Genomic DNA, 24,342 nt, shown 5'->3' on the forward strand with positions numbered 1-24,342 from the left:
TTCCCGGGTCCTGACCCGCAGGTCACCGGGTGGAGGGTGCCTGGAGCTGGTTCGGGTCGGACTCTACGGAGGACTTCGAGGAAGCCCCGTCCGACGCGCTGGCGCCGCTGGTCTTCCCAGCGTCACCCGTCGCAGCGGGGGCAGCGGGCGTCGCTGCGGCGGCCGCCGAGGGCGTCGCGGCGGCGGCACCGGCCGCCGGGGCAGCGTCCGTCGTCGCCGGCGCAGCAGCCGCGGCACCGTTCTCCTTGCTCGTCGTCGTGTCGCCCTGCGTCGCCGCGAGCGGGACGCCGTCGAGCAGCGAGTTCGGCACCTGGTTGGCGGTGTTGCCGGTCGCTTCCTCGGGCGTGGCGGGCGTCGGCGTGCCGAACACCCGGCCGGTCGTCGGGTCGAGGTAGACGGGCGTCGAGTTCGCGATCATCCCGAGCGCCTGGGCGTTGCGGGCGAGGTTCTGCGGCGAGTCGAGCACGCGGAGCTCCTCGGACAGGGACTGCTGCGACCGGCTCAGCGTGGTCTGCTCAGCGGAAAGCGAGTTCAGCTCGTAGGCCCCTTGGCTGAGGACCATGCTGATGCCGAGCTGCGCGAGCAGCAGCGTCCCGAGGGCCGCGACGCCGACGACGGCGTACGCGATGCGCGGGCGGGCTCGGCGCTGGGCCTTCGTCGGGGCGACCTCGACGAGCTCCGGCCGGGGGCGGGAGGGCCTGGGCGCGCGCGACGGGGCGACGGTGGGGTCGACGAGTGCGAGGGTCGTGCTCATGTCACTTCCGGATTCGCTCGGCCGCGCGGAGTCGCACGGGCGTTGCCCTGGGGTTGGCGGCGCGTTCGGCCTCGTCGGCCAGTTCCGCGCCCTTGACGACCAGGGAGAAGGTGGGGGCGTGCTCGGGGAGCTCGACGGGCAGGTCCGCGGGGGCGCTGGACGTCGTCCGCTTGACGAGCGCGCGCTTGACGATGCGGTCCTCGAGGGACTGGTAGGACTCCACGACGATCCGGCCACCGACGGCGATGGCGTCGAGTGCCGCGGGGATCGCCCGCTCGAGCACGCTCAGCTCGGTGTTGACCTCGATGCGGAGGGCCTGGAACACGCGCTTCGCCGGGTGTCCCTGTCGCTGGATCGCGACCGGGGTGGCGTCGTGCAGGACCTGGACGAGGTCGCCCGACATGGTGAAGGGCGTCTCGGTCCGGCGTTCGACGATGGCCTTGGCGTAGCGGCCGGCGAGCTTCTCCTCGCCGTAGCGCTGGAAGATGCGGCGCAGCTCGCCCTCGTCGTAGTCCGCGAGGACCTCGGCGGCGGTGATGCCCTGCGTCCGGTCCATGCGCATGTCGAGCGGGGCGTCCTGGCTGTAGGCGAACCCGCGCTCGGCACGGTCCAGCTGCAACGAGGAGACGCCGAGGTCGAACAGCACGCCGTCGACGGCAGCGAAGCCCTCGTCCGCGATGGCCGACTGGATCTCGTCGTACACGGTGTGGACGAGTCGGACGCGGTCGCCGAACCGGGCGAGGCGCTCCCCCGCGATGCCGAGGGCGTCGGTGTCGCGGTCGAGGCCGATGAGCGTGAGCTCGGGGAAGCGCTCGAGGAGCCCCTCCGAGTGGCCGCCCATGCCGAGCGTGGCGTCGACGACGACCTTGCCCGGCCCGTCGAGCGTCGGCGTGAAGAGGTCCACGATCCGCTCGAGCATGACGGGGGTGTGTGGGAACCGTTCGGGTGTGCTCATGTGCAGCCCCTCGCGTCTCCTGGGCCGCGGGTCCGGATCCCCATCCATACCGACCTGACACCGGGGAAGGTGCATCAGGGCGTACGGCTGGGAGTCCCGATCCGCGGATCAGAAGATGCCCGGGATCACCTCCTCGTCGTTCTCGGCGAAGGCCTCTTCGGCCTCGGCGTAGTAGGCCTCCCACGCGGTGGTCGACCAGATCTCGGCACGGTCACCGCTGCCGATGACCGTGAGGTCCCGTTCGAGCCCCGCGTACTCACGGAGGTTCTGCGGGATCGTCACGCGGTTCTGCTTGTCGGGCTGTTCTGCGCTGGCCCCCGAGAGGAACAGGCGCATGTAGTCCCTGGTGCGCTTCGACGTCATCGGTGCCTGGCGGACGCGTTCGTGGATCTCCTCGAACGTCCTGGCGCTGAAGACGACGACGCACCGTTCCTGACCGCGGGTCATCACGAGCCCCCCGGACAGTTCGTCGCGGAACTTGGCGGGGAGGATCACGCGACCCTTCTCGTCGAGCTTGGGGGCATGGGTACCGAGCAACACGTCGGGGCCTCCCCTCAGCTCCACCGGTCAGCGACAGGCTCCACGGTACTCCACTTCCCTCCACTTCAGGGCGAAAGCCCTCCCCGAAACGGGGTCAGACCCCCGTTCTGGGGGCCGGTCTGGAGGCTCGGCGCAGCTCCCACACGTCCGTCACCCCCGGAACGGCGCGGATCGGCGCCGCGGGGTCGCCCGGGGAGCGAAGTGGAGGACTTTCGCAGGCCCGGGGCGCGCGGTGGGCGCTCGCACGGTGCGCCCGCACTCAGCCGGTGCGAGGTTGCGCACCCCGTGCGCCGCCACCAACCCGCACCGGGTGCGCAACCTCGCACCGGGGCAGCGCGGCGGCGCGCAGGAGCCCGGGGCGCGGCACGCGAGACGCCCCGGGAACGCCGAACGGGGCCGGCCCGTGATGGGCCGACCCCGTGGAGGGATGTGGAGGGGGACTACTGGTTCGGGTCGTTGCGCTTGTCCCAGCGCTCGTTCATGCGGTCCATGAACGACCCGCCGTTCGACGAGCCACCGGACGCCGGGCCGCGGCTGCCACCGGACGACGTCGTCCGTGGGGCCCTGCCCGAGGGCTTCGGCGCGCCCATGCCCGGTCGGAGTGCGAACAGCACCCCGGCGAGCATGACGACGAAGCCGACGATGCCGATGAGGGGCTGGCGCATGACCAGCCCGAGGATCACGATGGCGACTCCAGCGAGCGCTCCCAGGACACCGAGCGTGATCGACGTGTACGTCGGTCGCCCCTGCCGTCGGGTGACGCGCGCCACGAAGTCGGAGTCGTTCTGGTAGAGGCTGCGTTCCATCTCTTCGAGAAGTCGCTGCTCTTGCTCCGAAAGTGGCATCCGGATTCCCTCTTTGTCCCTGGGATCGACGCTTGGATTGGGTGGACCGATCCTACGACCGGGCCGCCCACTAGGCTAGGCACCGTGGCTGAGAGTACGCGATTAGTGGACCTCGTCTCGGCACGGATCGATCGGGCCCTGGACGACCAGCGCGATCGACTCGCTGCGATCAGTCCGGACCTGGCTCCGTTCGACGAGTTCGCCCGAGACCTCCTGTCCGGTGGCAAGCGCTTCCGGGCCCTGTTCTGCTACTGGGGATGGCAGTCCGTGGCAGGGCGTTCGGGGTCCTTCGACCCGTTGGCAGAGGGCTCCCGGCAGACCACCGCCGAGGCGATCGTGACCGTCGCCGCCGCGCTGGAGGTCTTCCACGCGGCAGCCCTCGTCCACGACGACATCATGGACCGCTCGGACACCCGTCGCGGGCGTCCCGCTGCGCACCGCCGCTTCGAGTCCCGACACCAGGACTCCGGCTGGGTCGGCGACCGCGGCCTGTACGGCACGAACTCGGCGCTGCTCCTCGGCGACATGCTGCTCTCGCTCAGCGACGCCGTCTTCGACGAGGGCCTGGCGCTCCTCGACCCCGCACGGGCCCGCGTCGTGCGCCAGGAGTTCCACACCATGCGGCTCGACGTCACCGCCGGTCAGTACCTCGACATCCACGAGGAGACGGCGTGGCCGACCGTGGACGAGGCCGAGCACCTGCTCCGTGCCCAGCGCGTGGTCGTGTTCAAGTCGGCGAAGTACTCGGTCGAGGCCCCGCTCGTGATCGGCGCCCTGGTCGCCGGCGCGTCCGCGTCCCAGCTCGAGGGGCTCCGCGCGTTCGGACTCCCCCTCGGTGTGGCGTACCAGCTCCGTGACGACATGCTCGGCGTCTTCGGCGATCCCGAGGTCACGGGCAAGCCCGCGGGCGACGACCTCCGCGAGGGCAAGCGCACCGTCCTCATCGCCTCGGCCCGCAAGGCGCTGCCCGGTGGCTCCCGCGCGCTCCTCGACGAGCTGCTCGGCGACCCGGACCTCGACGAGGCCCAGGTGCAGATGCTCCGCGCGACCCTGACCGAGTCGGGCGCGGTGACCGCGGTCGAGCGCTCGATCGACCGCCACGTGCAGCGCGCCAAGGCGGCGCTCGACGCCGCCCCGCTGACGCCGTCGGCTCGGGAGCAGCTCGCGTCGCTGGCCGACACGGTCAGCCGCCGTTCGGCCTAGCCCGCACCACGGACGGGCTGGGCCCACGCCGCCGGTTCCGGACCGACGCGCCAGCGGCGGGCCGGCCGTGCCGGTGGGGACGCGGTGCCAGCTGGCACCGGGCCTCCCGTCCGTCTGCGGTTGCGTCGAGCACGCGACCGCGCGCCGAGACTCGGCCCCGCGGACGTCCTGCGCCGTCCGGAACGCGTGCGGTGTCCGCCACGGCGAGACTCGGCCCCGCGCCGGAAGCCCGGCAGCTGCGGCTAGAGCAGGGACTGGGCGACGCGGCGCACCTCGGCCTTGCGGCCGGCGCGCAGTGCGTTGATCGGCGAGTCACCGATGGCGTCGTCGACGGCGAGCATCCACCGGACGGCCTCGTCGTCGGTGAACCCGTTGTCGCCGAGCACGATCAGGGTGCCGCGCAGCTCGGGCAGCGGTTCGGCGTCGTCGAGGAACTCGACGGGCACGCGCAGGACACCGCCGACGCGCGCCGCGAGCAGGGTCCGCTGCTCGAAGAGCCGGTGGACGCGGCCGGGGCTGACGCCCAGCAGGTCGACGAGGTCGGGGACCGTCAGCCAGCGTTCGGAAAGGGACATGTCATCCGTGGGTGTGGCACTCACACGCCCATCGTGCCAGAGAGCAGCCCCGCTGCGAACCACTCGTCCGTCACATCGGTCACACACGTCACATCCGGCTCCCTGGTTGACTTGCGATTCACGACATGCCAGCGTTGAGCCGCCTGTGAGCGCGCTGTCGCGTCCCCACAGCTCACCCGCCTGACAGGAGCACCCCGTGGACACCGACGCCGACGACCGCGCACGACGCGCACGTTCCGCCAGATTCGCCACCATGCCCATCGTCCTGGCCGGGACGATCGCCGTCACCGCCGGGCTCACCGGTCCGGTCGCGCACGCCGAGACGCGGCACGACGACGACGGCGCGGCGAACAAGCGCCACGTCGACGAGGACCACAACGTCGGGCACCGCTCGGTGTACAGCCCCGCCGTGGCCCGCGCCGCGAAGCCGACCGTGACGACGGTGTCCGCCGTGCGGAAGGCCCCGACCACGTACTCCGTGCAGCAGGGCGACACGGTCTCCGGCATCGCGGCCCGCTACGGCCTGTCCGCGCAGGAGGTCCTCGTGCGCAACGGCCTCGGCTGGAACACGATCATCCACCCGGGGCAGACCCTGCACCTGGCCTCGACCCCGGCCGTGGCGGCCCCCGTCCGCGCCGCCGCGCCGAGCGGTGCGGTCTACCACGTGAAGCAGGGCGACACCGTGTCGGGCATCGCGGCCCGCGTGGGCGTGTCGACCTCGGCGATGCTCCGGGCGAACGGCCTGTCGCTCGGCAGCATCATCCAGCCGGGCCAGCCCCTCCGCGTCCCGAGCGCCGGGTCCGCCCCCGCCGCGGCCCCCGTGGCCGCCGCTCCCGCAGCGGCACCGGTCTCGGCAGCGCCGGCGTCCACCAAGGCCGGCTCCGTCAAGATCGGGGCGGGTCAGACGATCGCGTCGATCGCGGCCGCGCACGGGGTCGCCGTGTCGGCACTCCTGTCGGCGAACGGACTCACCTACACGAGCACGATCTACGCCGGCAAGACCCTGGTGCTGCCGACGTCCGGACCGTCGCTCTCCGCCGAACAGCGGGCGAACGCGCAGACGATCGTGAACGTCGGTCGTTCCCTCGGCGTGCCGGACCGCGGCATCGTCATCGCCCTCGCCGCGGCGATGCAGGAGTCGAGCCTGCGCAACCTGCCGCACGGCGACCGCGACTCCGTCGGGCTGTTCCAGCAGCGCCCGAGCCAGGGCTGGGGCACCGCGGCACAGCTGCAGGACCCCGCCTACGCCACGCGCCTGTTCTTCGGCGGCCGGTCGAACCCGAACAAGGGCACGACCTCCGGGCTGCTCGACGTCCGTGGATGGGCGTCCAAGAGCGTGGCCGACGCCGCCCAGGCCGTGCAGATCTCCGCCTACCCGAAGGCGTACGCGCAGTGGGAGAAGTCCGCGACCGCCTGGCTGGCGACGCTCTGAGCACCCGCGCGGTCGGGGCGGCGCGGGCCTCCCGACCGCGGACGCGGCTCATCCTCCAGATCGAGATTGCATCACGGTCGGTGCGTCCCCACCGACGGATCACATCCGCCTTCGTAGAATGCCGCCGATGAGCACCAACGCCGCCACGGACCCCATGATCGGTCGCATGATCGATCAGCGGTACCGCGTCCGCTCCCGCATCGCGCGCGGGGGCATGGCGACGGTGTACCTGGCGACCGACGTGCGGCTCGAACGGCGCGTGGCGATCAAGATCATGCACGGCCACCTGGCCGACGACCAGGCCTTCCGGGAGCGCTTCATCCAGGAGGCCCGCTCGGCAGCGCGCCTGTCCCACCCGAACCTGGTCGGCGTCTACGACCAGGGGGCCGAGGACGACACCGCCTACATCGTCATGGAGTACATCCCCGGCATCACGCTGCGGGACCTCCTGCAGGAGCACCACGCCCTGACGCCCGAGCAGGCGACCGACATCCTCCGTGCCGTGCTGGCCGGACTGGCATCGGCGCACCGGGCCGGCATCGTGCACCGGGACCTCAAGCCCGAGAACGTGCTCCTGGCCGACGACGGCCGCATCAAGCTCGGCGACTTCGGCCTGGCCCGCGCCGCGTCGCAGAACACTGCCACCGGGGCTGCGCTCCTCGGCACCATCGCGTACCTCTCCCCCGAGCTCGTCACCCGTGGCGCTGCCGACTCCCGCAGTGACGTCTACGCCGTCGGCATCATGCTCTACGAGATGCTCACCGGCGAGCAGCCCTACAAGGGCGAGCAGCCGATGCAGATCGCGTACCAGCACGCGAACGACACGGTCCCGGCCCCGAGCGTCGTCACGCCGGGCGTCCCCTCGGAGCTCGACGACCTGGTCACGTGGGCGACCTCCCGTGACCCCTACGACCGTCCGCGCGACGCCCGCGAGATGCTCGAGCACATCAACGGCAACCAGCAGCGCGCCACCGGGCAGTACCGCACCGCCGTGCTCCGCCCGGAGAACGCCACAGCGATCCTCCCGGCCGGCGCGCCGAACCCCGACCGAGCGCGCGACGCGACCGACGCCACCACGGTGCTCGAGCCCCGTCGCACCGGCGGAGCCCCGACGTCCGACCGCGGGCGCAACCAACCGGGGCCGCGCCGCACCGGTCAGGCCCCCGGCGCGCTCTCCCCCGCCAGCCAGCGCCTCGCCGACAAGGCGACCAAGCGCCGGAAGCGCGGCTGGATCGCCCTCGTGGTGATCGTCGTCCTGGCCCTCGCGGCCGCCGGCGTCGGCTGGTGGTTCGGCCCGGGTCCCGGTGGGAACGTCCGGATCCCCCAGGTCGCGGGCAAGTCCGTGTCCCAGGCCCGCCAGATGCTCGAGGCCGAGGGACTCCGTGCCGCCGACCGCACCGGCGCCCGCTTCGACACCGTCGTCGCGAAGGGCCGCGTGTCCGCCACCGCTCCGGCCGCGGCACGCGTCGTGCAGAAGGGCACCGCGATCCAGATCCTCGTGTCGAACGGCCCGAAGATGATCGCCCTCCCCGCCATCGTCGGGCAGTCGGTCTCCACGGCGCAGGCCGCGCTCGACGACGACTTCGACCTGCAGGACCCGCAGTACCAGTTCTCCGCCGACGTGCCGAAGGACACCGTGATCGCGGCGACCGGCCGTGGCACCGGCGGCACCACCATCGACCTGTCCTCCGTGCCCCAGTACGGCGAACGCGGTCCCGTCACCCTCACCGTGTCGCTCGGCGCCGTCCCCGACGTGTCCGGGAAGACCGTGGGCCAGGCGCAGGCTGCGCTCGAGGCCGTGGGTCTGACCCTGGGCACGCAGGACTCCCGCTACAGCGACGACGTCCCCGCGGGGCAGGTCCTGTCTTCCAGCGCGCACGACGACCCCGCCGTCAAGGGCACGGCCGTCGACGTCGTCGTGTCGAAGGGCCCGACGCCGATCACCCTGCCCAAGGTCGAGGGTGCGAGCATCAACCAGGCCACGTCGACCCTCGAGGCCCTCGGTCTGAAGGTCTCCTATCCCGACTGCACGAACGTGCTCTGCAGCTTCTACGACTGGAAGGCCAACCTGCCGGTGAAGTCGACCGACCCGGCCCCCGGCACCACGGTCTACAAGGGCGACACGATCACCCTGTCGTACCCGCAGTAGCGCGGCGGCCAGTCGGCCGAGTCTCGGCCGGGCGGTCGCCGTGCGCGGCGCGGCGCAGCGTGTGCGGTGAGCCGATTCTCGGAAGCGGGGCGCACTGGGCGGGACCGCGCAGCGTGTCCAGTGGGCCGAGTCTCGGCCAGGCGGACGACCTGCGCGGCGCGGACCGCGCAGCGCGTCCGGTGGGCCGAGTCTCGGCAGCCAGCCGGCGGGCCGGAGGCTCGGTGCCAGCTGGCACCGAGCCTCCAGCCGTGACCGAGGGGCGCCGAGTCTCGGCCAGGCGGACGACGCGCGCGGCGCGGACCGCGCAGCGTGTCCGGCGAGCCGAGACTCGGCAGCAGGGCGCGGTGGGCGGGACCACCTGACGGACGGACGGACGCGCCGCTCAGCGGCCACGCGCCCGCCGGGACCGTGGGGCGCGCCGAGTCTCGGCCAGACGGACGACGTGCGCGGCGCGGACCGCGCAGCGTGTCCGGACGGGCGAGACTCGGCAGCAGGGCGCGGTGGGCGGGACAGAACGGCGGACAGGCGCGCGCTGCTCAGCGGACACGCGGTGGGTGGGACCACCTGACGGACCGGCGCCGACCGAGCACGCCGAATCTCGGCCGGGCGGACGCCGCGCGCGGCGCGGACCGCGCAGCATGTCCGGGGAAGCGAGACTCGGCAGCGGCGCGCGGTGGGCGGGACCACCGGACGGACGGGAGGCCCGGTGCCAGCTGGCACCGGGCCTCCCGTCCGCGGGGTGTGCGCTACTGGCGCGCGGGGTACGGGTGCGCGCCGAGCTCCTCGGCCACGAGGAACGCGAGTTCCAGCGACTGCATGTGGTTGAGGCGCGGGTCGCAGAGCGACTCGTAGCGGGTGGCGAGGGTGGCCTCGTCGATCTGCTCGGAGCCGCCGAGGCACTCGGTGACGTCGTCGCCCGTAAGCTCGACGTGCATGCCGCCCGGGTACGTGCCGGCCTCGCGGTGGACCTCGAAGAAGCCGAGGACCTCGTCCACGACGTCGTCGAACCGACGGGTCTTGTAGCCCGTCGGCGTGGTCAGGCCGTTGCCGTGCATGGGGTCCGTGACCCAGAGCGGGTTGGCGTCCATGCCCTTGATGGCCTGGAGCAGCTTGGGGAGCTCGTGGCGGATCTTGCCAGCACCCATGCGGGTGATGAACGTCAGGCGGCCCGGCTCGCGGTTCGGGTCGAGCTTGTCGATGAGGGCTTCCATGTCGGACACGCTCGTGGTCGGGCCGAGCTTGACGCCGATCGGGTTGCGGACACGGGACAGGAAGTCCACGTGGGCGCCGTCGAGGTCGCGGGTGCGCTCCCCGATCCAGATGAAGTGGCCGGAGGTGTCGTAGGCGAGCCCCGAGCGGGAGTCGATCCGGGTCATCGGGCGCTCGTAGTCCATGAGCAGGCCCTCGTGCGAGGCGAAGAACTCGACGTGCTTGAGCTGCTCGAAGTCCGCACCGCAGGCGTCCATGAAGCGGATCGCGCGGTCGATCTCCTTCGCGAGGTGCTCGTACCGGGCGTTCGCAGGGTTCGACGCGAAGCCCTTGTTCCACGAGTGCACCTGGCGCAGGTCGGCGAACCCGCCCTGGGTGAACGCGCGGACCAGGTTCAGCGTCGACGCGGCCGTGTGGTAGCCCTGCACCAGGCGGCGCGGGTCGGCCTGGCGGCTCTCCGGGGTGAAGTCGTAGCCGTTCACGATGTCACCGCGGTACGCGGGCAGCGTGACGTCGCCCCGGGTCTCGAGGTCGCTCGAGCGGGGCTTGGCGAACTGCCCGGCCATGCGGCCCATCTTGATCACGGGCATCGAGGCGCCGTACGTCAGCACGACGGCCATCTGCAGGATCGTCTTGACGCGGTCGCGGATCGAGTCGGCGGTGGCACCGGCGAAGGTCTCGGCGCAGTCACCGCCCTGCAGCAGGAAGGCCTTGCCCTGGGCGGCTGCGGCCAGTCGGTCGCGGAGCTGGTCGACCTCCCCCGCGAAGACGAGGGGCGGCAGCGCGGCGATCTCCGCCGAGGCCGCTTCCGCTGCGGCCTGGTCGGGCCAGGTCGGCTGCTGCTTGATCGGGAGGGTACGCCAGTAGTCGAGGCCCTCGACGACGTCCGGGTCCTGCAGGGCGACGGGGGCGGGCGACTCGAGCACGGCGGTACCTCTGGGTTCTCGTGGGTGGCGCTCCCGGCGGTGCTGCCGGGACCGTCTGAGCCTACCGTCCGGCCGTGCCCCGTCGCTCGCGCTTGGCGGTTGCCCGCACGACCTGTGCGCGGGCGGAGCTCGCACGCTCCTTGACGCTCGTCGCGTAGACATCCTCGTACTCCTGGCGGCTCAGCCCGGCGAGCTCGTGCATGACCTCGTCGGTGACGCTGCGGAGGATGAAGCGGTCGGTCTCGAAGCCCTGGAACCGGGAGAAGTCGAGCGGCTTCCCGAACACGACGCCGACGCGCTTGAACTTCGGGAAGCGCTGGCCGATCTGCTGGACCTCCCGGGTGCCGACCATCGCGACGGGGATGACGAGCACGCGGCCCTCGAGGATCATCCGCGCGATGCCCGTGCGACCGCGGTAGAGCTTGCCGTCGGGGCTGCGGGTGCCCTCGGGGTAGATGCCGAGCTGCTCACCCCGTGCCAGGACCTGCAGGCCCGTGCGGAGCGAGGCCTCGGAGGCCTTGCCGCCCGACCGGTCGATGGGGAGCTGGCCGATCGCGTTGAAGAACGTCTTCGTCGCCCAGCCCTTGAGCCCCCGGCCCGTGAAGTAGTCGCTCTTCGCCAGGAAGGACATCCGCCGGTCGAGCACCGCGGGCAGGATCACCGAGTCGATGAACGAGACGTGGTTCGACGCGAAGATCACCGGTCCCGACGCCGGCACGTGCTCGCGCCCGACGACCCACGGCCGGAACAGCGTCAGGATGAGCGGGCCGAGCAGGAAGTTCTTGAGCAACCAGTAGAGCATCATCGACTCCGGGTCGGGGGACGGCGGACGGTGGTGCTAGGCGGTGCGGGCGTGGATGCGCGCGAGGTCAGCGGCACCGACCACGCCGGCGTCGTTGACGAGCTCGGCGATCACGAACTCGGGCTCCGGGTGGTACCCGCGGGCCGGGAGGTTGTTGAGGTACGCCTGACGGATCGGCTCGAGCAGGCGCTCCCCCGCGCTCGCGACGCCGCCGCCGAAGACGAAGAGCTGCGGGTCGAGCACGGCGGAGAGCGAGGCGCAGGCTTCTCCGAGGTGCCGACCGAGGCGGCGCAGTGCCGCGAGGGCACCCGGGTCGTCGGCCAGGATGAGGTCGCCGACGACGGCCCCGTCGAGGTGGCCGCCGTTGTCGTCGCGGGCCTGGGCCAGCGCGACGCCGATGCCGCCGGCGTCCGCGACGTCGTTCGCCATGCGCTGCAGGGCGCGGCCGGAGCCGTACTGCTCGATGCAGCCGCGGGCACCGCACCCGCACGGCAGCCCGTTCGGGACGATGCGCAGGTGCCCGATCTCGCCGCCGGTGCCGAAGCCCCCGCGGAAGAGCCGGTCCTCGGTCACGATGGCGCCGCCGACGCCGGTGCCGATCGTCAGCATGGTCATGTCGGAGACGAGCCGACCGGCGCCGAAGCGGAACTCGGCCCACCCGGCGGCGTTGGCGTCGTTGTCGACGGTGATGTGCAGGTCGCCGAGCCGCTGCTGCAGCTTCTGCCGCAGGGGTTCGTTCCGCCAGCGGATGTTCGGCGTGTAGTAGACGATCGACTGCGATGCGTCGATGAAGCCGGGTGCGGCGACGCCGACGGCTCCGACCTGGTGCTGCGCACTGAGGCGCTGGACCATCGTGACGACGTCGTCCAGCATTGCGTCCGGGTCCGCAGCGTTCGTGGCCACACGGTCCTCGGCGATGATCTCGCCCAGCTCCGTGACGACCGCTCCCGCGATCTTGGTGCCCCCGATGTCGATTCCGATGGCCTGCACGAGGGACGAGCCTACCGGTTCGGTGCGTACTCATCGAACGCGCGATGTCCGCCCCTATGCTGGGACGAGAGGCGTCAACGTGAGACGCACTCGCCATCGAACCGGTCGACGAAGGAGTTGCCGTGAACGATCAGCGACCCGTAGAGGGGTCTCCGACACAGGACCACGCGTCCGGTCCCGCCGCCCCGGACCACGGGTCCGCGGCGCGACTGCTCGCTCCGGACCACGGATCCGCGGCGCGACTGCTCGCGGACCGGGCCCGTCTCACCCCGGACCGGCCGATCCTGGCCGAACGCCACGGTGACACGTGGACGACCATCCGCGCGGACGACGTCCTGCGCCGGGTCCGCGGGATCGCCAAGGGGTTCGTCGCCGCCGGCCTCGAACCCGGCGCGCACGTGGCGATCCTCTGCAGGACCCGCCTCGAGTGGACACTCGTCGACTTCGCGATCTGGACCGCCGGGCTGGTGTCCGTGCCGGTCTACGAGACGAGTTCCCCCGACCAGGTCCGGCACATCCTGGGCGACTCGGAGTCCGTGGCGATCGTCGTCGAGCAGGAGGAGCACGCCAGACGGGTCGCCGGCATCGCCCCCGACCTGCCGCACCTCGGGCAGCACTGGACCATCGACGGCGGTGGGCTCGACGACCTGACCCGGCTCGGCGAGGACGTCACCGACGACGACCTCGACGCCAGGACCGCGACCGTGCACGGCCACGACGACGCCACGATCATCTACACGTCGGGCACCACCGGCCGGCCGAAGGGCTGCGTGCTCCGGCACGACAACTTCACCGCGACGGTGGAGGGCTCGACCGAGGCGATGTCCGAGATCGTCGCGGGCGACGCCTCGACGCTGCTCTTCATCCCGCTCGCCCACGTCTTCGCGCGCTTCATCGCCGTGATGAGCATCTCCGCCGGCACGCTCGTCGGGCACGAACCCGACACGAAGGACCTGATGCGGGCCGTGTCGACGTTCCAGCCGACGTTCCTGCTCGCCGTGCCCCGGGTGTTCGAGAAGATCTACAACTCGGCCGAGCAGAAGGCGGACCTCGCCGGGCGGGGCCGGGTGTTCCGTGCCGCGGCCGCCACCGCCGTCGCGCACTCGGAGGCCGTCGCCGCCGGTCGCGTCCCGCTCGGGCTGGCGCTGCGGTTCCGGCTGTTCGACCGGCTCGTGTACGCCAAACTCCGGAACGCCATCGGCGGCCGGGTCCGCCATGCGATCAGCGGGTCGGCTCCGCTCTCCCCCCGGCTGTCACACTTCTTCCGCTCCATCGGCGTCCTGATCCTCGAGGGCTACGGCCTGACCGAGACCACCGCCCCCGCGACCGTCAACCGTGCCGATGAACTCCGCATCGGCTCGGTCGGCCGCGCGCTCCCCGGCGTGGAGATCCGCATCGCCGACGACCAGGAGATCCTGATCCGCGGCGTGGACGTCTTCGACCGGTACTGGCAGAACCCGGAGGCCACGGAGCGGGCATTCGTCGACGGGTGGTTCCGCACGGGCGACCTCGGCCACCTGGACGGCGACGGCGTGCTCACGGTGACAGGCCGCGCCAAGGAGCTCATCGTCACGGCCAGTGGCAAGAACGTCGCGCCGGCGCCGCTCGAGGACGGCATCCGCGAGCACCCCCTGGTGGGGCAGGTCGTCGTGGTCGGCGAGGGCAAGCCGTTCATCGCGGCCCTCGTCACGCTCGACCGCGACATGCTCCCCGGCTGGTGCGAGTCGCGTGGCATCGCACCGGTGCTCTCCGCGCACGAGGCCGCATACGACGAGCGCGTGCTCCACGCCGTGCAGGAGGCCGTCGACGCCGCCAACGGCAGGGTCTCGCGGGCCGAGTCGGTGCGGTCGTTCACGATCATCGACACGGAGCTGACGGAGGCCTCCGGGCACCTCACCCCGAAGCTCACCATCAAGCGGTCGGTGGTGCTCCGGGACTTCGCCGCGGACGTCGAGCACATCTACTCGGGGTCGAAGGTGCAGACCACGGCGGTGCCGGTGGTCGAGGGCCGCCGGCGGCGGTGACGCCGCAGCCCTGATGCACTGGAGGCCCGGTGCCGGTCCCCGGGACCGGCACCGGGCCTCCTGTCTGGTGCGTCGTGCTGGGTGGTGCCGTGCTGCTGTCGTGCTGTGCTGCTGTCGTGCTGTGCTGCTGCCTGGCCGGGTGACCGCCTGGCGGCGTCGTCGCCGCCGGAGGGCCGCCGGGCCGCTCAGACCGCGGCCGGCTCCTGGCTCTGTTCCGGCTCGAGGACGGCGGTGGCTGCCGTCGTCGAGGGGTCCTGTTCGGGGCGTCGGTTGGTGCGGGTGCGGTGCGAGCTGAGCTCGTCGGTTCGGAGTGTCATCGTGCGTCCTGGAGGTGGGAGACCATGTCGGCGGGAGGACCGACGGGGAAACCGTACCCCCTCGTCAGGACATGGCGACAATCCCGCGTCCGGGTGTCACGGCCCGTCCCCCGAGGGTGTCCCCCGACGAGAGGCCGAGGGCCACCATCGAGCGTCAGCGGACGGTGACCGACCGGCAACCGAGTGCCGGGTTCGTCGTCCCGGCGCCCACGTTGATCCCGTAGGTGCAGAGCTTGTGCGTGCCCTTCGCCAGCACCACGGTCCGGGTGTACCCCGAGGCCGCCGGTGCGTCCGGGTGTGCGCGCACGACGTCCGGACGCGCGACCGAGGTGGACACCCGCCCGAGGCTCTTCGAGCCCGAGGTGTTGTCGTAGAGCGCGACCGAGATCGGCTCCCGCGTGTCGGGGTCGTACGCCCACCCGGACACCGTCACGCCGGCGCTGCCGGCCGTCGCGCTGTCGAGCGTGCCCCGCGGGTTGTGCGACGTGGCCGGAGCCGGAGCCGGAGCCGGCGCGGCACCGGCCCGCATCACGATGGGGGCGTCGGACGTGGACGAGGCCGAGCTGCCGTCCGGGTGGCGCAGGGTGACCTGCACGGAGTACGCGCCGACCGGCCTGGACCCGAGCACGAACGGCACCGAGTTCACGCCCTTGGCGACGGCCACACCGGTCGCGATGCGCTGCCAGCCGCCGCTGCCCGTCTTCACGGAGAGGTCGGCCGCCGTGCCCTGGACCCAGGCGTTGTCGTGGAACGTGACGTTCGTCGAACCGGTGGCAGCGGGGGCGGCGCGGAGGTGCACCGACTTCAGGTGCCACACCGCCTGGCCCGGGTCCTCGTTCGGGTCGAACCGGAGGCTGCTGATCGTCCGTCCGGCCCAGCCGAGCTTCGGTGTGAGCGCGTCCTCGTCGAGCGGGTTCCCGGCGGCCAGGTCGACGCTCACCTCGGACGCGTTGCCCGAGGAGTAGGTGAGGATGTCGTTGCTGATCTGCGGTGTGCCGTTGCCCGACACGTTCCAGATGACCCGCGCCAGCTTCCCCCCGCCGGCCGAGCCGGACAGGTTGAAGGGCCCGTCGTACTTCATGTCGAACTGCAGGTAGTGGTAGGTGTTGCCGGCCACGTTCGAGACCGGCAGGTGGACCTGCGGGTCGTTCTGGTGCGGACCGGTGTTGCGCGCGGTGAACCCGCGGTCGTCGCGGGCCTGCTGGAGCGTGTTCGAGTACGTCACCTTCGACGTGGCGGCGACCGACGTGAAGTTCCACGGCCGGCCCGTCGTCGCGGTGGCGTAGTCCTGGCCCTGTGTCTGGTTCGGCGAGTCGACGACGACCTGCGGGCGCGGCGTCACCGTGTACCCGTTGTAGGTCCCGGCGGGCATCCCCGCGTGCGGGTGGGTCGCGTCAGGAGCCGCGTGCAGGCGCAGCCAGTCGATGCTGGCCTGCGTGCCGGTGTCGCCCGAACCGTCCGCGAGCACCACCGGGTCGAGGCGGAAGACGACCATCTTCGCCGACCGCCACGGCACCTTCGCCAGCAGGTTCGACTGCGCGTTGAGGTCGAAGTCGTACACGTGCGGACCCTGCACGATCGGGAACGTGAACCCGCCACCGCAGGCGACGGTCTGCTCCCGGCAGGTGAACCAGTAGACCGCGCCGATGTGCTTCGACAGCGGCTGGTCCATCGAGAAGGTCAGCCGCGAGTACTTCGCGGTGTCCACCGGCTGTCGGGCGCCGTCGCGGCCGGCCGCCAGGCTCCCCGAGATGGAGTGGACCAGGAACAGCCGGTTGCCGGGCGCCAGGCGGACCTTCAGCGCCCCGCCGCCGACCGTCGCCGGGGTCTCCGAGAAGTCGGTGTTGAAGTCGGTCGAGTTCGTGTAGTCCCAGGCGTCGCCGTACACGTCGGACGCGTAGTCGGCTGCTTCGGGCTCGGTCGTGGCTGCCGCCGCCGGTGCCGGCGGCGTCAGCGCCACCAGCCCGAACGTCGCGGCCACGGCGGCCATCGTCACGGTGGCGGCGACACGGAGTCCCCTGCGCTGTCGTTCCATGGAGTTCCCCTGATCATCTCGCGGTCACGGCGAGCCTGATCATCTCGCGGCGCCGCGTCGAACGTACGTGGTGGGGAACGCCGTGAGGACCCCCATCACGGGGGTCAGGACGTCGGGAGTGCGTTCCGGTGGTTGCTCCGGAGCCTACGACGGGCGACGGCACAGCGGAACGGGCAGTGCGCTCCGCGGCCGTCGAGGGTCAGTGGAACCAGTCCTGGGCGCGGACGTCGCGGAGGGCCTGTCGGCGGGTCTCCGGCTCGAGGGTCATCACGTACACGGTGCCGTCGAGGTGGTCGGTCTCGTGCTGGAGCGCCTCGGCCATCAGTCCGGTGCCCTCGACCTCCACCGGTTCGCCGTCGACGTCGACCCCGCGCACCTTGGCGTACGGGTACCGCCTGGTCGGGTAGGCGAGCCCGGGGACGGACAGGCAGCCCTCGTCCATGAGCTCGGGCTCGCCGGAGACCTCGACGAGCTCCGGGTTGAGGACGTAGCCGACCTCGCCGTCGACGTTGTAGGAGAACGCGCGGAGACCGACACCGATCTGCGGCGCCGCCACCCCCGCGCGGCCGGGCTCCTTGACGGTGTCGATGAGGTCCTGCACGAGCTCGCGGACACCGTCGGCGCCGATGCGCACCGGGTCCGAGGGCGAACGGAGGACGGGGTCGCCGAACAGGCGGATGGGACGGACGGTCACGTTACTGCAGCACCACCAGGAGGTCGCCGGCGTCCACCTGCTGGGTCACCGGGATCGCGAGACGGCCGACGGTGCCCGCCACGGGCGCCGTGATGGCCGCTTCCATCTTCATCGCCTCGATGCTCGCGACGGCCTGACCGACCGTCACGACGTCACCGACGGCGACCTTGAGCGTCACGACGCCGGAGAACGGCGCCGCGACCTGGTGCGGGTCGGTCCGGTCCGCCTTCTCGGCGGACTTCGTCTCGACCTGGATCGAGCGGTCGCGGACGTACACCGGGCGGAGCTGCCCGTTCAGCGTCGCCATGACCGTGCGGACCCCGCGCTCGTCGGCCTCGCCGATGGCCTCGAGCCCGACGTGCAGGTCCACGCCCTTGCCGAGCGACACGACGTGCTCCTCGCCGGGTCGCAGCCCGTAGAGGTAGTCGACCGTGGCGACGACGGAGAGGTCGCCGTACTCGTCGCGCACCTGCTGGAACTGCCGGGTGGGCTGCTCGAACAGCAGGCGGTTCAGGGCGCTGCGGCGCTCGGGGCCAGGGGTGTCCAGGTGCGCGCGCTCGTGCTCGGGCACCGGGGTGATCTCGAGCGAGACCGTCCGGCCGGCCAGCACCTTCGTGCGGAACGGCTCGGGCCACCCGCCCGGCAGCTCGCCGAGCTCCCCGGCCATGAAGCCGATGACGGAGTCCGGGATGTCGTACTTGTGCGGGTTCTGCTCGAAGTCGACCGGGTCGGCGTCGACCGCGGCGAGCTGCAGCGCGAGGTCACCGACGACCTTCGAGGACGGCGTCACCTTGGTCGGGCGTCCGAGGATCCGGTTCGCCTCGGCGTACCAGTCCTCGACCTGCTCGAACCGGTCGCCCAGGCCGAGCGAGATGGCCTGCTGGCGGAGGTTCGAGAGCTGCCCGCCGGGGATCTCGTGCTTGTAGACGCGGCCGGTGGGCCCGGCGAGCCCGGACTCGAACGGCGCGTACGCCCGCCGGACGGCCTCCCAGTACGGCTCGAGGTCACCGACGGCGTCGAGCGAGATCCCGGTGTCGCGCTCCGTGTGCGCCAGGGCGGCGACGAGCGCGGACATGCTCGGCTGGCTCGTCGTGCCGGCCATCGGTGCGGCGGCGACGTCGACGGCGTCCGCACCGGCCCGGGCCGCGGCGAGGAGCGTCGCGAGCTGTCCGCCGGCGGTGTCGTGCGTGTGCACGTGGACCGGCTGGTCGAAGCGCTCCCGGAGCGCGCCGATCAGCTTCTCGGCCGCGCTCGCGCGGAGGAGCCCGGCCATGTCCTTGATGCCGATGACGTGCGCACCGGCCTCGACCATCTGCTCCGCGAGGCGGAGGTAGTAGTCGAGCGTGTAGAGGTCCTCCGCCGGGTCCAGCAGGTCGCCGGAGTAGCAGAGCGCGGCCTCGGCGACGGCCGTGTCGGTGGCGAGCACGGCCTCCAGGGCGGGTCGCAGGGCGCGGACGTCGTTCAGCGCGTCGAAGACCCGGAACACGTCGACGCCGGTGGCGGCGGCCTCGGCGACGAACGCATCGGTCACCTCGGTCGGGTACGGCGTGTAGCCGACCGTGTTGCGGCCGCGGAGCAGCATCTGGATCGGGATGTTCGGCATCGCCTCGCGCAGCGAGGCCAGGCGCTCCCAGGGGTCCTCCCCGAGGAAGCGGAGCGCGACGTCGTAGGTCGCGCCGCCCCAGGCCTCGGCGCTCAGCAGCTGCGGCGTGAGCCGCGCGACGTACGGCGCGACCGCGACCAGGTCCTTGCTGCGGACGCGCGTGGCGAGGAGGGACTGGTGCGCGTCGCGCATGGTGGTCTCGGTGACGGCGAGCTCGGTCTGCGCGCGGAGGGCCTTCGCCCACTCGGTCGGACCGAGGAGCCGCAGGCGGTCGCGCTGCCCCTCGGGGACCGGCGCGGACAGGTCGACACCCGTCGGGAGCTTCGTCGCGGGGTCCACCACGTGTGCGGCGGGCGAGCCGTTCGGCTTGTTCACGGTGACGTCCGCCAGCCAGTTCAGGACCTTCGTGCCGCGGTCCTTCGACACGTGGCCGCCGAGCAGCTGCGGACGCTCGCCGATGAACGCGGTGGAGACGTCGCCGCGGGCGAAGTCGGGGTCCTCGAGCACGGCCTGCAGGAACGGGATGTTCGTGCTGACGCCGCGGATGCGGAACTCCGCCAGTGCGCGACGCGCGCGGGCGACGGCGCTCGGGAAGTCCCGACCGCGGCACGTCATCTTCGCGAGCATCGAGTCGAAGTGCGGGCTGATCTGCGCGCCGGTGGCGACCGTGCCGCCGTCGAGGCGGACGCCGGCACCTCCGGGGCTGCGGTACGTGGTGATGCGACCGGTGTCGGGCCGGAAGCCCTGGGTCGGGTCCTCGGTCGTGATGCGGGTCTGCAGCGCGGCGCCGTGGACCACGACGGTGTCCTGGGACAGGCCGAGGTCGGCGAGGGTCTCCCCCGCCGCGATCCGCATCTGCGACTGGACGAGGTCGACGTCCGTGACCTCTTCGGTGACCGTGTGCTCGACCTGGATGCGGGGGTTCATCTCGATGAAGACGTGCTGACCGGCGCGCTCGCCCACGGTGTCGAGCAGGAACTCGACCGTGCCGGCGTTCACGTAGCCGATCGACCGCGCGAAGGCCACGGCGTCGCGGTGCAGCGCGGCCGCGACCGCGGGGTCCAGGTTCGGCGCCGGGGCGATCTCGACGACCTTCTGGTTGCGGCGCTGCACGGAGCAGTCCCGCTCGAAGAGGTGGATCGTGCCGGCGTCCGTGCCGGTGGCGTCCGCGAGGATCTGGACCTCGATGTGCCGGGGCCGGAGCACGGCCTGCTCGAGGAACATCGTCGGGTCGCCGAACGCGCTGTCGGCCTCGCGCATCGCCTCCTCGAGCGCCGGACGCAGCTCCTCCGGCGTCTCGACGCGCCGCATGCCACGCCCGCCACCACCGGCGACGGCCTTCGCGAAGACCGGGAACCCGACTTCGGCGGCGCCGGCGACGAGCTCGTCGACGTCGCGGCTGGCCGGCGTGCTCGCGAGCACCGGGACGCCCGCGGCGATCGCGTGCTCCTTCGCGGTGACCTTGTTGCCGGCCATCTCGAGCACGTGCTGCCCGGGGCCGATGAACGTGATGCCCGCAGCTGCGGCGGCGGCGGCCAGGTCGGGGTTCTCCGAGAGGAAGCCGTACCCGGGGTAGATCGCGTCGGCGCCGGACTCGCGGGCGACCCGCACGATCTCGGCGACGTCGAGGTAGGCCCGGACCGGGTGGCCCCGCTCCCCGATGAGGTAGGCCTCGTCCGCCTTCAACCGGTGGAGCGAGTTCCGGTCCTCGTACGGGTAGACAGCGACTGTGCGGGCACCGAGTTCGTACGCCGCGCGGAAGGCACGGATCGCGATCTCGCCACGGTTGGCGACCAGGATCTTGCGGAACACGCGGGCCCTTTCAGCACTGGGTCAGGTGCGACCACCCTACTGGCGGTAACGTTGCTCAACGTGCATGTACTCAGCGTGAGCTCTCTCAAGGGCGGTGTCGGCAAGACGACGGTCACACTCGGTCTGACCTCCGCCGCGTTCGCCAAGGGTCTGCGAACGCTGGTGGTGGACCTCGACCCGCAGTCCGACGTCTCCACCGGCCTCGACATCAACATCGCCGGCCACCTCAACGTGGCCGACGTGCTCGAGAACCCGAAGGAGAAGATCGTCCGCCAGGCCATCGCGCCGTCCGGCTGGACGAAGGGCTCCCAGGGCAAGATCGACGTCATGGTCGGCTCCCCCTCGGCCATCAACTTCGACGGGCCGCACCCGTCGATCCGCGACATCTGGAAGCTCGAGGAAGCGCTCGCCAACGTCGAGCAGGACTACGAGCTCGTCCTCATCGACTGTTCCCCCTCGCTCAACGCCCTGACCCGCACCGCGTGGGCAGCGTCCGACCGCGTCACCGTCGTCACCGAACCCGGTCTGTTCTCCGTGGCCGCCGCCGACCGTGCCCTCCGCGCGATCGAGGAGATCCGCCGCGGGCTCTCCCCGCGCCTGCAGCCCCTCGGCATCATCGTGAACCGCGCCCGGGTGCAGTCGCTCGAGCACCAGTTCCGCATCAAGGAGCTCCGCGACATGTTCGGGCCGCTCGTGCTCTCCCCGCAGCTGCCCGAGCGCACCTCGCTGCAGCAGGCTCAGGGTGCCGCGAAGCCCCTGCACGTGTGGCCCGGCGAGTCCGCGCAGGAGATGGCCCGCAACTTCGACCAGCTGCTCGAGCGCATCATGCGCACGGGCAAGATCGGCCCCTACGCCGACGGCAGCCCCGTCTGACTCGCACGCGCTCGCGCTGAGGACGCACCCCGGGTCGTTGACCCGGGGTGCGTTCCGTTTCGTGGGGGTCGTGTGCTCTGTCCAGGACGGTGTCGAGTGGTCAGGACTCCCCGCTCACGTCCGGCGAAGGGTCACGGAACGTCGGCTCGAGGCCGCCGCGGCGACGGTTCCCGGCCGCTCGGCGATGCGCACGCGGGGTGTCGTGACCGCTCGGCTCGGCGACGAGGGCACGTCCGGTGCCGCCGAGATCGCAGTTCGTGTCGGGTCCGCTCCGCGCGAGGCGACACGAGGTGCGATCTCACGGCCGTCTCGGCGCACCACGGCAGCCGGGAGGCTCGACCCACGCCCGCCACGTCGCGTCCGCCCGGCTGACGGCTGGCCCGAGTGGTCGCGACTCCCCGCTCACGTCCGGCGAACGGTCACGAAACGTCGGCTCGGGGCCGCCGCGGCGACGGTTCCCGGCCGCTCGGCGATGCGCACGCGGGGTGTCGTGACCGCTCGGCACGGCGTCCCGGGCACGTCCGGCACCGCTGAGATAGCAGTTCGTGTCGGGTCCGCGCCGCGCGAGGCGACACGAAGTGCGATCTCACGGGAGCGGTCGGTGCGACGCAGACGCACTCGCGGCCGCCGCCGCGCGGCAGGACCGGCGCGTCAGGAAGCGCGGGAGGCGCGACGCGCAGCGAGCTCGTCGGAGGGGTCGGCCGCCGGCGTCGCGTCGAGCTCGACGAGGGAGGTCTCCACCTCACGCAGGACCTTGCCGACCGCGATGCCGAAGACGCCCTGCCCGCGGGACACCAGGTCGATGACCTCGTCGTCCGAGGTGCACAGGTACACCGAGGCACCGTCGGACATCAGCGTCGTCTGGGCGAGGTCGGAGACGCCCGACTCGCGGAGCTGGTTCACGGCGGTGCGGATCTGCTGGAGCGAGATGCCGGTGTCGAGCAGGCGCTTCACGAGCTTGAGCACGAGGATGTCGCGGAAGCCGTACAGGCGCTGCGACCCGGACCCTGCCGCGCCACGGATGGTCGGCTGGACGAGTTCGGTCCGCGCCCAGTAGTCGAGCTGGCGGTAGCTGATGCCGGCGGCCTTCGCGGCGACGGTGCCGCGGTAGCCGTTCTGCTCGTCGTGCTCGGGGAGTCCGTCGGTGAACAGCAGCCCGAGGTCGTACCGCGTCGAGTCCGACGGGGTACCGGGGGTGTCGTTCCCACTCATTGGACTGCCTTCCACGACGATCGAGCCCTCACCCGAAGGTTCAACGACGGGTTGAGAGTTGTTCCGAGGTCCACGGTAGCGACTCCGACCGGTCCGACGCGGGACATCCGACTCGGCGCGTCCGGCGTGTCGAGGATACGCCCGAGCCCCGACGCTCCACCAGCGCCGCTCACGCGTCCATCCGCCCGATGGCCGCGCGGATGAGGTTCGAGCGGATGACCTCGAGGTGTCCGGCGATCTCCCGCGCGAGCTCGGACGCCTTGGCCCTGGACGTGGCGTCACCACGACGGGAGACGGGCATCAGCGCCGACTCGATGAGCCCGACCTCGCGCTCCGCGGTGCTGCGGAACGTCCGGAGGTGTCGGGGTTCGATGCCGGTGCGCTGCAGCTCCACGAGGGCCTTGAGCACGACGACCGAGTCCTCGCCGAAGGTGTCCGACGCGGGCAGGAGCGACGCGGACACGGCGTCGGCGACGAGCATCGGGGACGCCTGCGCCGCACGGACGAGGTCGTCCCGGGTGTAGCGCTTCTCGCGGCCGAGGATCGAGGGCCGGGGACCGTCGCCTCCACCGGGGAGTGCGGGCTGCCGACCGGCGTCGAGGTCGGCGAGGTACTCCTTGATGACCTTCAGCGGCAGGTAGTGGTCACGCTGCAGGCCGAGCACGACACGGAGACGGTCGACGTCGGCGGGCGAGAACTTCCGGTACCCGCTGGCGGTGCGGACGGGGGTGACGAGCTCGCGTTCCTCGAGGAAGCGGAGCTTGGAGCTCGACAGGTCGGGGAACTCCGGCTTGAGCCGGGCGAGGACCTGTCCGATCGTCAACAGGTCCGCAGCCGGCGAACCCGACCGCACTGCGGCCGAGCGCGCGGCCACTACGCGTTCGCCAGGCGCGCCAGGTCGACCCGGGACGCGTAGAACGTCAGGCGGAACTTGCCGACCTGCACCTCCGCGCCGTCGGTGAGCGGTGCTTCGTCGATGCGGACACCGTCGAAGTACGTGCCGTTCAACGAGCCGTTGTCCTTGACCGTGAACGACGTGCCGTTCCGGAGGAACTGCGCGTGCTTCCGGGAGACGGTGACGTCGTCCAGGAAGATGTCGGCGTCGGGGTGGCGGCCGGTGGTGGTGACGTCGGAGTCGAGCAGGAAGCGCGCTCCGACGTTGGGGCCGCGACGGACGACGAGCAACGCCGAACCGGACGGCAACGCGGTGATCGCGTCACGTTCTTCGGGTGAGACACCGGACTCGGGCGTCAGGGACGCGCCGAACTCCATGCTGAAGGTCAGCGTCGTGTCGACCAGCCGCTGCTCCGGGGCTCGCTGTCCCTCTGGCTGCGGGACCACTGGATCTGGCATCGGTGGACCTCCTCCTCTTGGCAGTCAAGCGTATCGGAA

Annotated in this window: 20 protein-coding genes; 5 read left to right on the forward strand and 15 right to left on the reverse strand. The window is 71.9% G+C overall.

Annotation, left to right across the window (positions count from 1 at the left end):
• Nucleotides 1-22: 22 nt before the first annotated feature.
• From OXR63_RS04520 to OXR63_RS04535, 4 genes are all read right to left on the reverse strand, one after another.
• The gene (locus tag OXR63_RS04520; protein ID WP_267420374.1) at nucleotides 23-754 is read right to left on the reverse strand and encodes a hypothetical protein; all 732 of its coding nucleotides are present in this window, start codon (nucleotides 752-754) and stop codon (nucleotides 23-25) included.
• A 1-nt stretch (nucleotide 755) separates the two neighbouring features.
• Nucleotides 756-1,709 carry a 16S rRNA (cytosine(1402)-N(4))-methyltransferase RsmH gene (gene rsmH, locus OXR63_RS04525; protein ID WP_267420375.1) on the reverse strand — a complete coding sequence of 318 codons (954 nt, stop codon included), beginning with the start codon at nucleotides 1,707-1,709 and terminating at the stop codon, nucleotides 756-758.
• Between the two features lie 108 nt (nucleotides 1,710-1,817).
• Nucleotides 1,818-2,249 carry a division/cell wall cluster transcriptional repressor MraZ gene (mraZ, locus tag OXR63_RS04530; protein WP_071276119.1) on the reverse strand — a complete coding sequence of 144 codons (432 nt, stop codon included), beginning with the start codon at nucleotides 2,247-2,249 and terminating at the stop codon, nucleotides 1,818-1,820.
• A gap of 440 nt (nucleotides 2,250-2,689) precedes the next feature.
• Complete coding sequence (locus OXR63_RS04535) at nucleotides 2,690-3,094, reverse strand: DUF3040 domain-containing protein (protein ID WP_267420376.1); 405 nt, start codon at nucleotides 3,092-3,094, stop codon at nucleotides 2,690-2,692.
• An 84-nt stretch (nucleotides 3,095-3,178) separates the two neighbouring features.
• Between OXR63_RS04535 and OXR63_RS04540 the strand changes: the two genes are divergently transcribed.
• Nucleotides 3,179-4,297: a polyprenyl synthetase family protein gene (locus OXR63_RS04540; RefSeq protein WP_267420377.1), complete on the forward strand. Its 1,119-nt coding sequence runs from the start codon at nucleotides 3,179-3,181 to the stop codon at nucleotides 4,295-4,297.
• 242 nt (nucleotides 4,298-4,539) lie between these two features.
• Here the strand turns inward: OXR63_RS04540 and OXR63_RS04545 are convergent, their stop codons facing one another.
• Nucleotides 4,540-4,872 (reverse strand): Rv2175c family DNA-binding protein, encoded by a 333-nt coding sequence (locus tag OXR63_RS04545; protein WP_267420378.1) that lies wholly within the window; start codon nucleotides 4,870-4,872, stop codon nucleotides 4,540-4,542.
• Nucleotides 4,873-5,125: 253 nt separating this feature from the next.
• On the opposite strand from OXR63_RS04545, the gene OXR63_RS04550 reads away from it, so the two are divergent.
• Nucleotides 5,126-6,304 carry a LysM peptidoglycan-binding domain-containing protein gene (locus OXR63_RS04550; protein ID WP_267420379.1) on the forward strand — a complete coding sequence of 393 codons (1,179 nt, stop codon included), beginning with the start codon at nucleotides 5,126-5,128 and terminating at the stop codon, nucleotides 6,302-6,304.
• A 127-nt stretch (nucleotides 6,305-6,431) separates the two neighbouring features.
• A complete protein-coding gene (gene pknB, locus OXR63_RS04555; RefSeq protein ID WP_267420380.1) occupies nucleotides 6,432-8,453 on the forward strand; it encodes a Stk1 family PASTA domain-containing Ser/Thr kinase in 2,022 nt (673 codons plus the stop codon).
• 746 nt (nucleotides 8,454-9,199) lie between these two features.
• Here the strand turns inward: pknB and OXR63_RS04560 are convergent.
• The 3 genes from OXR63_RS04560 to OXR63_RS04570 form a co-directional block, all read right to left on the reverse strand.
• Nucleotides 9,200-10,588 carry a class II 3-deoxy-7-phosphoheptulonate synthase gene (locus OXR63_RS04560; protein ID WP_267420381.1) on the reverse strand — a complete coding sequence of 463 codons (1,389 nt, stop codon included), beginning with the start codon at nucleotides 10,586-10,588 and terminating at the stop codon, nucleotides 9,200-9,202.
• Between the two features lie 61 nt (nucleotides 10,589-10,649).
• On the reverse strand, nucleotides 10,650-11,390 hold the full coding sequence (locus OXR63_RS04565) for a lysophospholipid acyltransferase family protein (RefSeq protein ID WP_267420382.1): 741 nt from the start codon (nucleotides 11,388-11,390) through the stop codon (nucleotides 10,650-10,652).
• 36 nt (nucleotides 11,391-11,426) lie between these two features.
• Nucleotides 11,427-12,380, reverse strand: coding sequence for an ROK family protein (locus OXR63_RS04570; RefSeq protein WP_267420383.1), 954 nt, complete (start codon nucleotides 12,378-12,380; stop codon nucleotides 11,427-11,429).
• 122 nt (nucleotides 12,381-12,502) lie between these two features.
• On the opposite strand from OXR63_RS04570, the gene OXR63_RS04575 reads away from it, so the two are divergent.
• A complete protein-coding gene (locus tag OXR63_RS04575) occupies nucleotides 12,503-14,404 on the forward strand; it encodes an AMP-dependent synthetase/ligase (RefSeq protein WP_267420384.1) in 1,902 nt (633 codons plus the stop codon).
• A 185-nt stretch (nucleotides 14,405-14,589) separates the two neighbouring features.
• On the opposite strand, the gene OXR63_RS04580 is transcribed toward OXR63_RS04575, so the two are convergent.
• The 4 genes from OXR63_RS04580 to OXR63_RS04595 form a co-directional block, all read right to left on the reverse strand.
• The gene (locus OXR63_RS04580) at nucleotides 14,590-14,721 is read right to left on the reverse strand and encodes a hypothetical protein (protein ID WP_267420385.1); all 132 of its coding nucleotides are present in this window, start codon (nucleotides 14,719-14,721) and stop codon (nucleotides 14,590-14,592) included.
• A 154-nt stretch (nucleotides 14,722-14,875) separates the two neighbouring features.
• A complete protein-coding gene (locus OXR63_RS04585; protein WP_267420386.1) occupies nucleotides 14,876-16,756 on the reverse strand; it encodes a hypothetical protein in 1,881 nt (626 codons plus the stop codon).
• A 199-nt stretch (nucleotides 16,757-16,955) separates the two neighbouring features.
• Nucleotides 16,956-17,450, reverse strand: a complete 495-nt coding sequence (gene def / locus OXR63_RS04590; protein ID WP_267420387.1) for a peptide deformylase — start codon at nucleotides 17,448-17,450, stop codon at nucleotides 16,956-16,958.
• Nucleotide 17,451: 1 nt separating this feature from the next.
• Nucleotides 17,452-20,865, reverse strand: coding sequence for a pyruvate carboxylase (locus OXR63_RS04595; RefSeq protein WP_267420389.1), 3,414 nt, complete (start codon nucleotides 20,863-20,865; stop codon nucleotides 17,452-17,454).
• A gap of 60 nt (nucleotides 20,866-20,925) precedes the next feature.
• On the opposite strand from OXR63_RS04595, the gene OXR63_RS04600 reads away from it, so the two are divergent.
• On the forward strand, nucleotides 20,926-21,738 hold the full coding sequence (locus tag OXR63_RS04600; protein ID WP_267420391.1) for a ParA family protein: 813 nt from the start codon (nucleotides 20,926-20,928) through the stop codon (nucleotides 21,736-21,738).
• A gap of 651 nt (nucleotides 21,739-22,389) precedes the next feature.
• Here OXR63_RS04600 and OXR63_RS04605 read toward each other — a convergent pair.
• The 3 genes from OXR63_RS04605 to OXR63_RS04615 all read right to left on the reverse strand — a co-directional run bounded on the left by OXR63_RS04605 (nucleotide 22,390) and on the right by OXR63_RS04615 (nucleotide 24,303).
• Entirely contained in the window at nucleotides 22,390-22,950 is a 561-nt protein-coding gene (locus tag OXR63_RS04605) for a MerR family transcriptional regulator (protein WP_267420393.1), read from the reverse strand.
• A 169-nt stretch (nucleotides 22,951-23,119) separates the two neighbouring features.
• Nucleotides 23,120-23,824 (reverse strand): transcriptional regulator FtsR, encoded by a 705-nt coding sequence (gene ftsR / locus OXR63_RS04610; RefSeq protein WP_194662577.1) that lies wholly within the window; start codon nucleotides 23,822-23,824, stop codon nucleotides 23,120-23,122.
• Complete coding sequence (locus tag OXR63_RS04615; protein WP_071276147.1) at nucleotides 23,824-24,303, reverse strand: FHA domain-containing protein; 480 nt, start codon at nucleotides 24,301-24,303, stop codon at nucleotides 23,824-23,826. The genes ftsR and OXR63_RS04615 overlap by 1 nt, the downstream gene beginning before the upstream one ends.
• Between the last annotated feature and the right edge of the window lie 39 nt (nucleotides 24,304-24,342).

It is taken from the genome of Curtobacterium sp. GC_Cur_3 (assembly GCF_026544205.1).
Lineage (GTDB): Bacteria > Actinomycetota > Actinomycetes > Actinomycetales > Microbacteriaceae > Curtobacterium.

What these genes read in the sequence shown, in the direction of transcription:
- OXR63_RS04545 (WP_267420378.1), bottom strand. Translation starts at nt 4,872, where the DNA reads ATGTCCCTTTCCGAACGCTGGCTGACGGTCCCCGACCTCGTCGACCTG.
- OXR63_RS04550 (WP_267420379.1), top strand. Translation starts at nt 5,126, where the DNA reads ATGCCCATCGTCCTGGCCGGGACGATCGCCGTCACCGCCGGGCTCACC.
- OXR63_RS04585 (WP_267420386.1), bottom strand. Translation starts at nt 16,756, where the DNA reads ATGGAACGACAGCGCAGGGGACTCCGTGTCGCCGCCACCGTGACGATG.
- pknB (WP_267420380.1), top strand. Translation starts at nt 6,432, where the DNA reads ATGAGCACCAACGCCGCCACGGACCCCATGATCGGTCGCATGATCGAT.
- OXR63_RS04535 (WP_267420376.1), bottom strand. Translation starts at nt 3,094, where the DNA reads ATGCCACTTTCGGAGCAAGAGCAGCGACTTCTCGAAGAGATGGAACGC.
- OXR63_RS04605 (WP_267420393.1), bottom strand. Translation starts at nt 22,950, where the DNA reads ATGAGTGGGAACGACACCCCCGGTACCCCGTCGGACTCGACGCGGTAC.
- OXR63_RS04615 (WP_071276147.1), bottom strand. Translation starts at nt 24,303, where the DNA reads ATGCCAGATCCAGTGGTCCCGCAGCCAGAGGGACAGCGAGCCCCGGAG.
- OXR63_RS04520 (WP_267420374.1), bottom strand. Translation starts at nt 754, where the DNA reads ATGAGCACGACCCTCGCACTCGTCGACCCCACCGTCGCCCCGTCGCGC.
- OXR63_RS04580 (WP_267420385.1), bottom strand. Translation starts at nt 14,721, where the DNA reads ATGACACTCCGAACCGACGAGCTCAGCTCGCACCGCACCCGCACCAAC.
- rsmH (WP_267420375.1), bottom strand. Translation starts at nt 1,709, where the DNA reads ATGAGCACACCCGAACGGTTCCCACACACCCCCGTCATGCTCGAGCGG.
- OXR63_RS04565 (WP_267420382.1), bottom strand. Translation starts at nt 11,390, where the DNA reads ATGCTCTACTGGTTGCTCAAGAACTTCCTGCTCGGCCCGCTCATCCTG.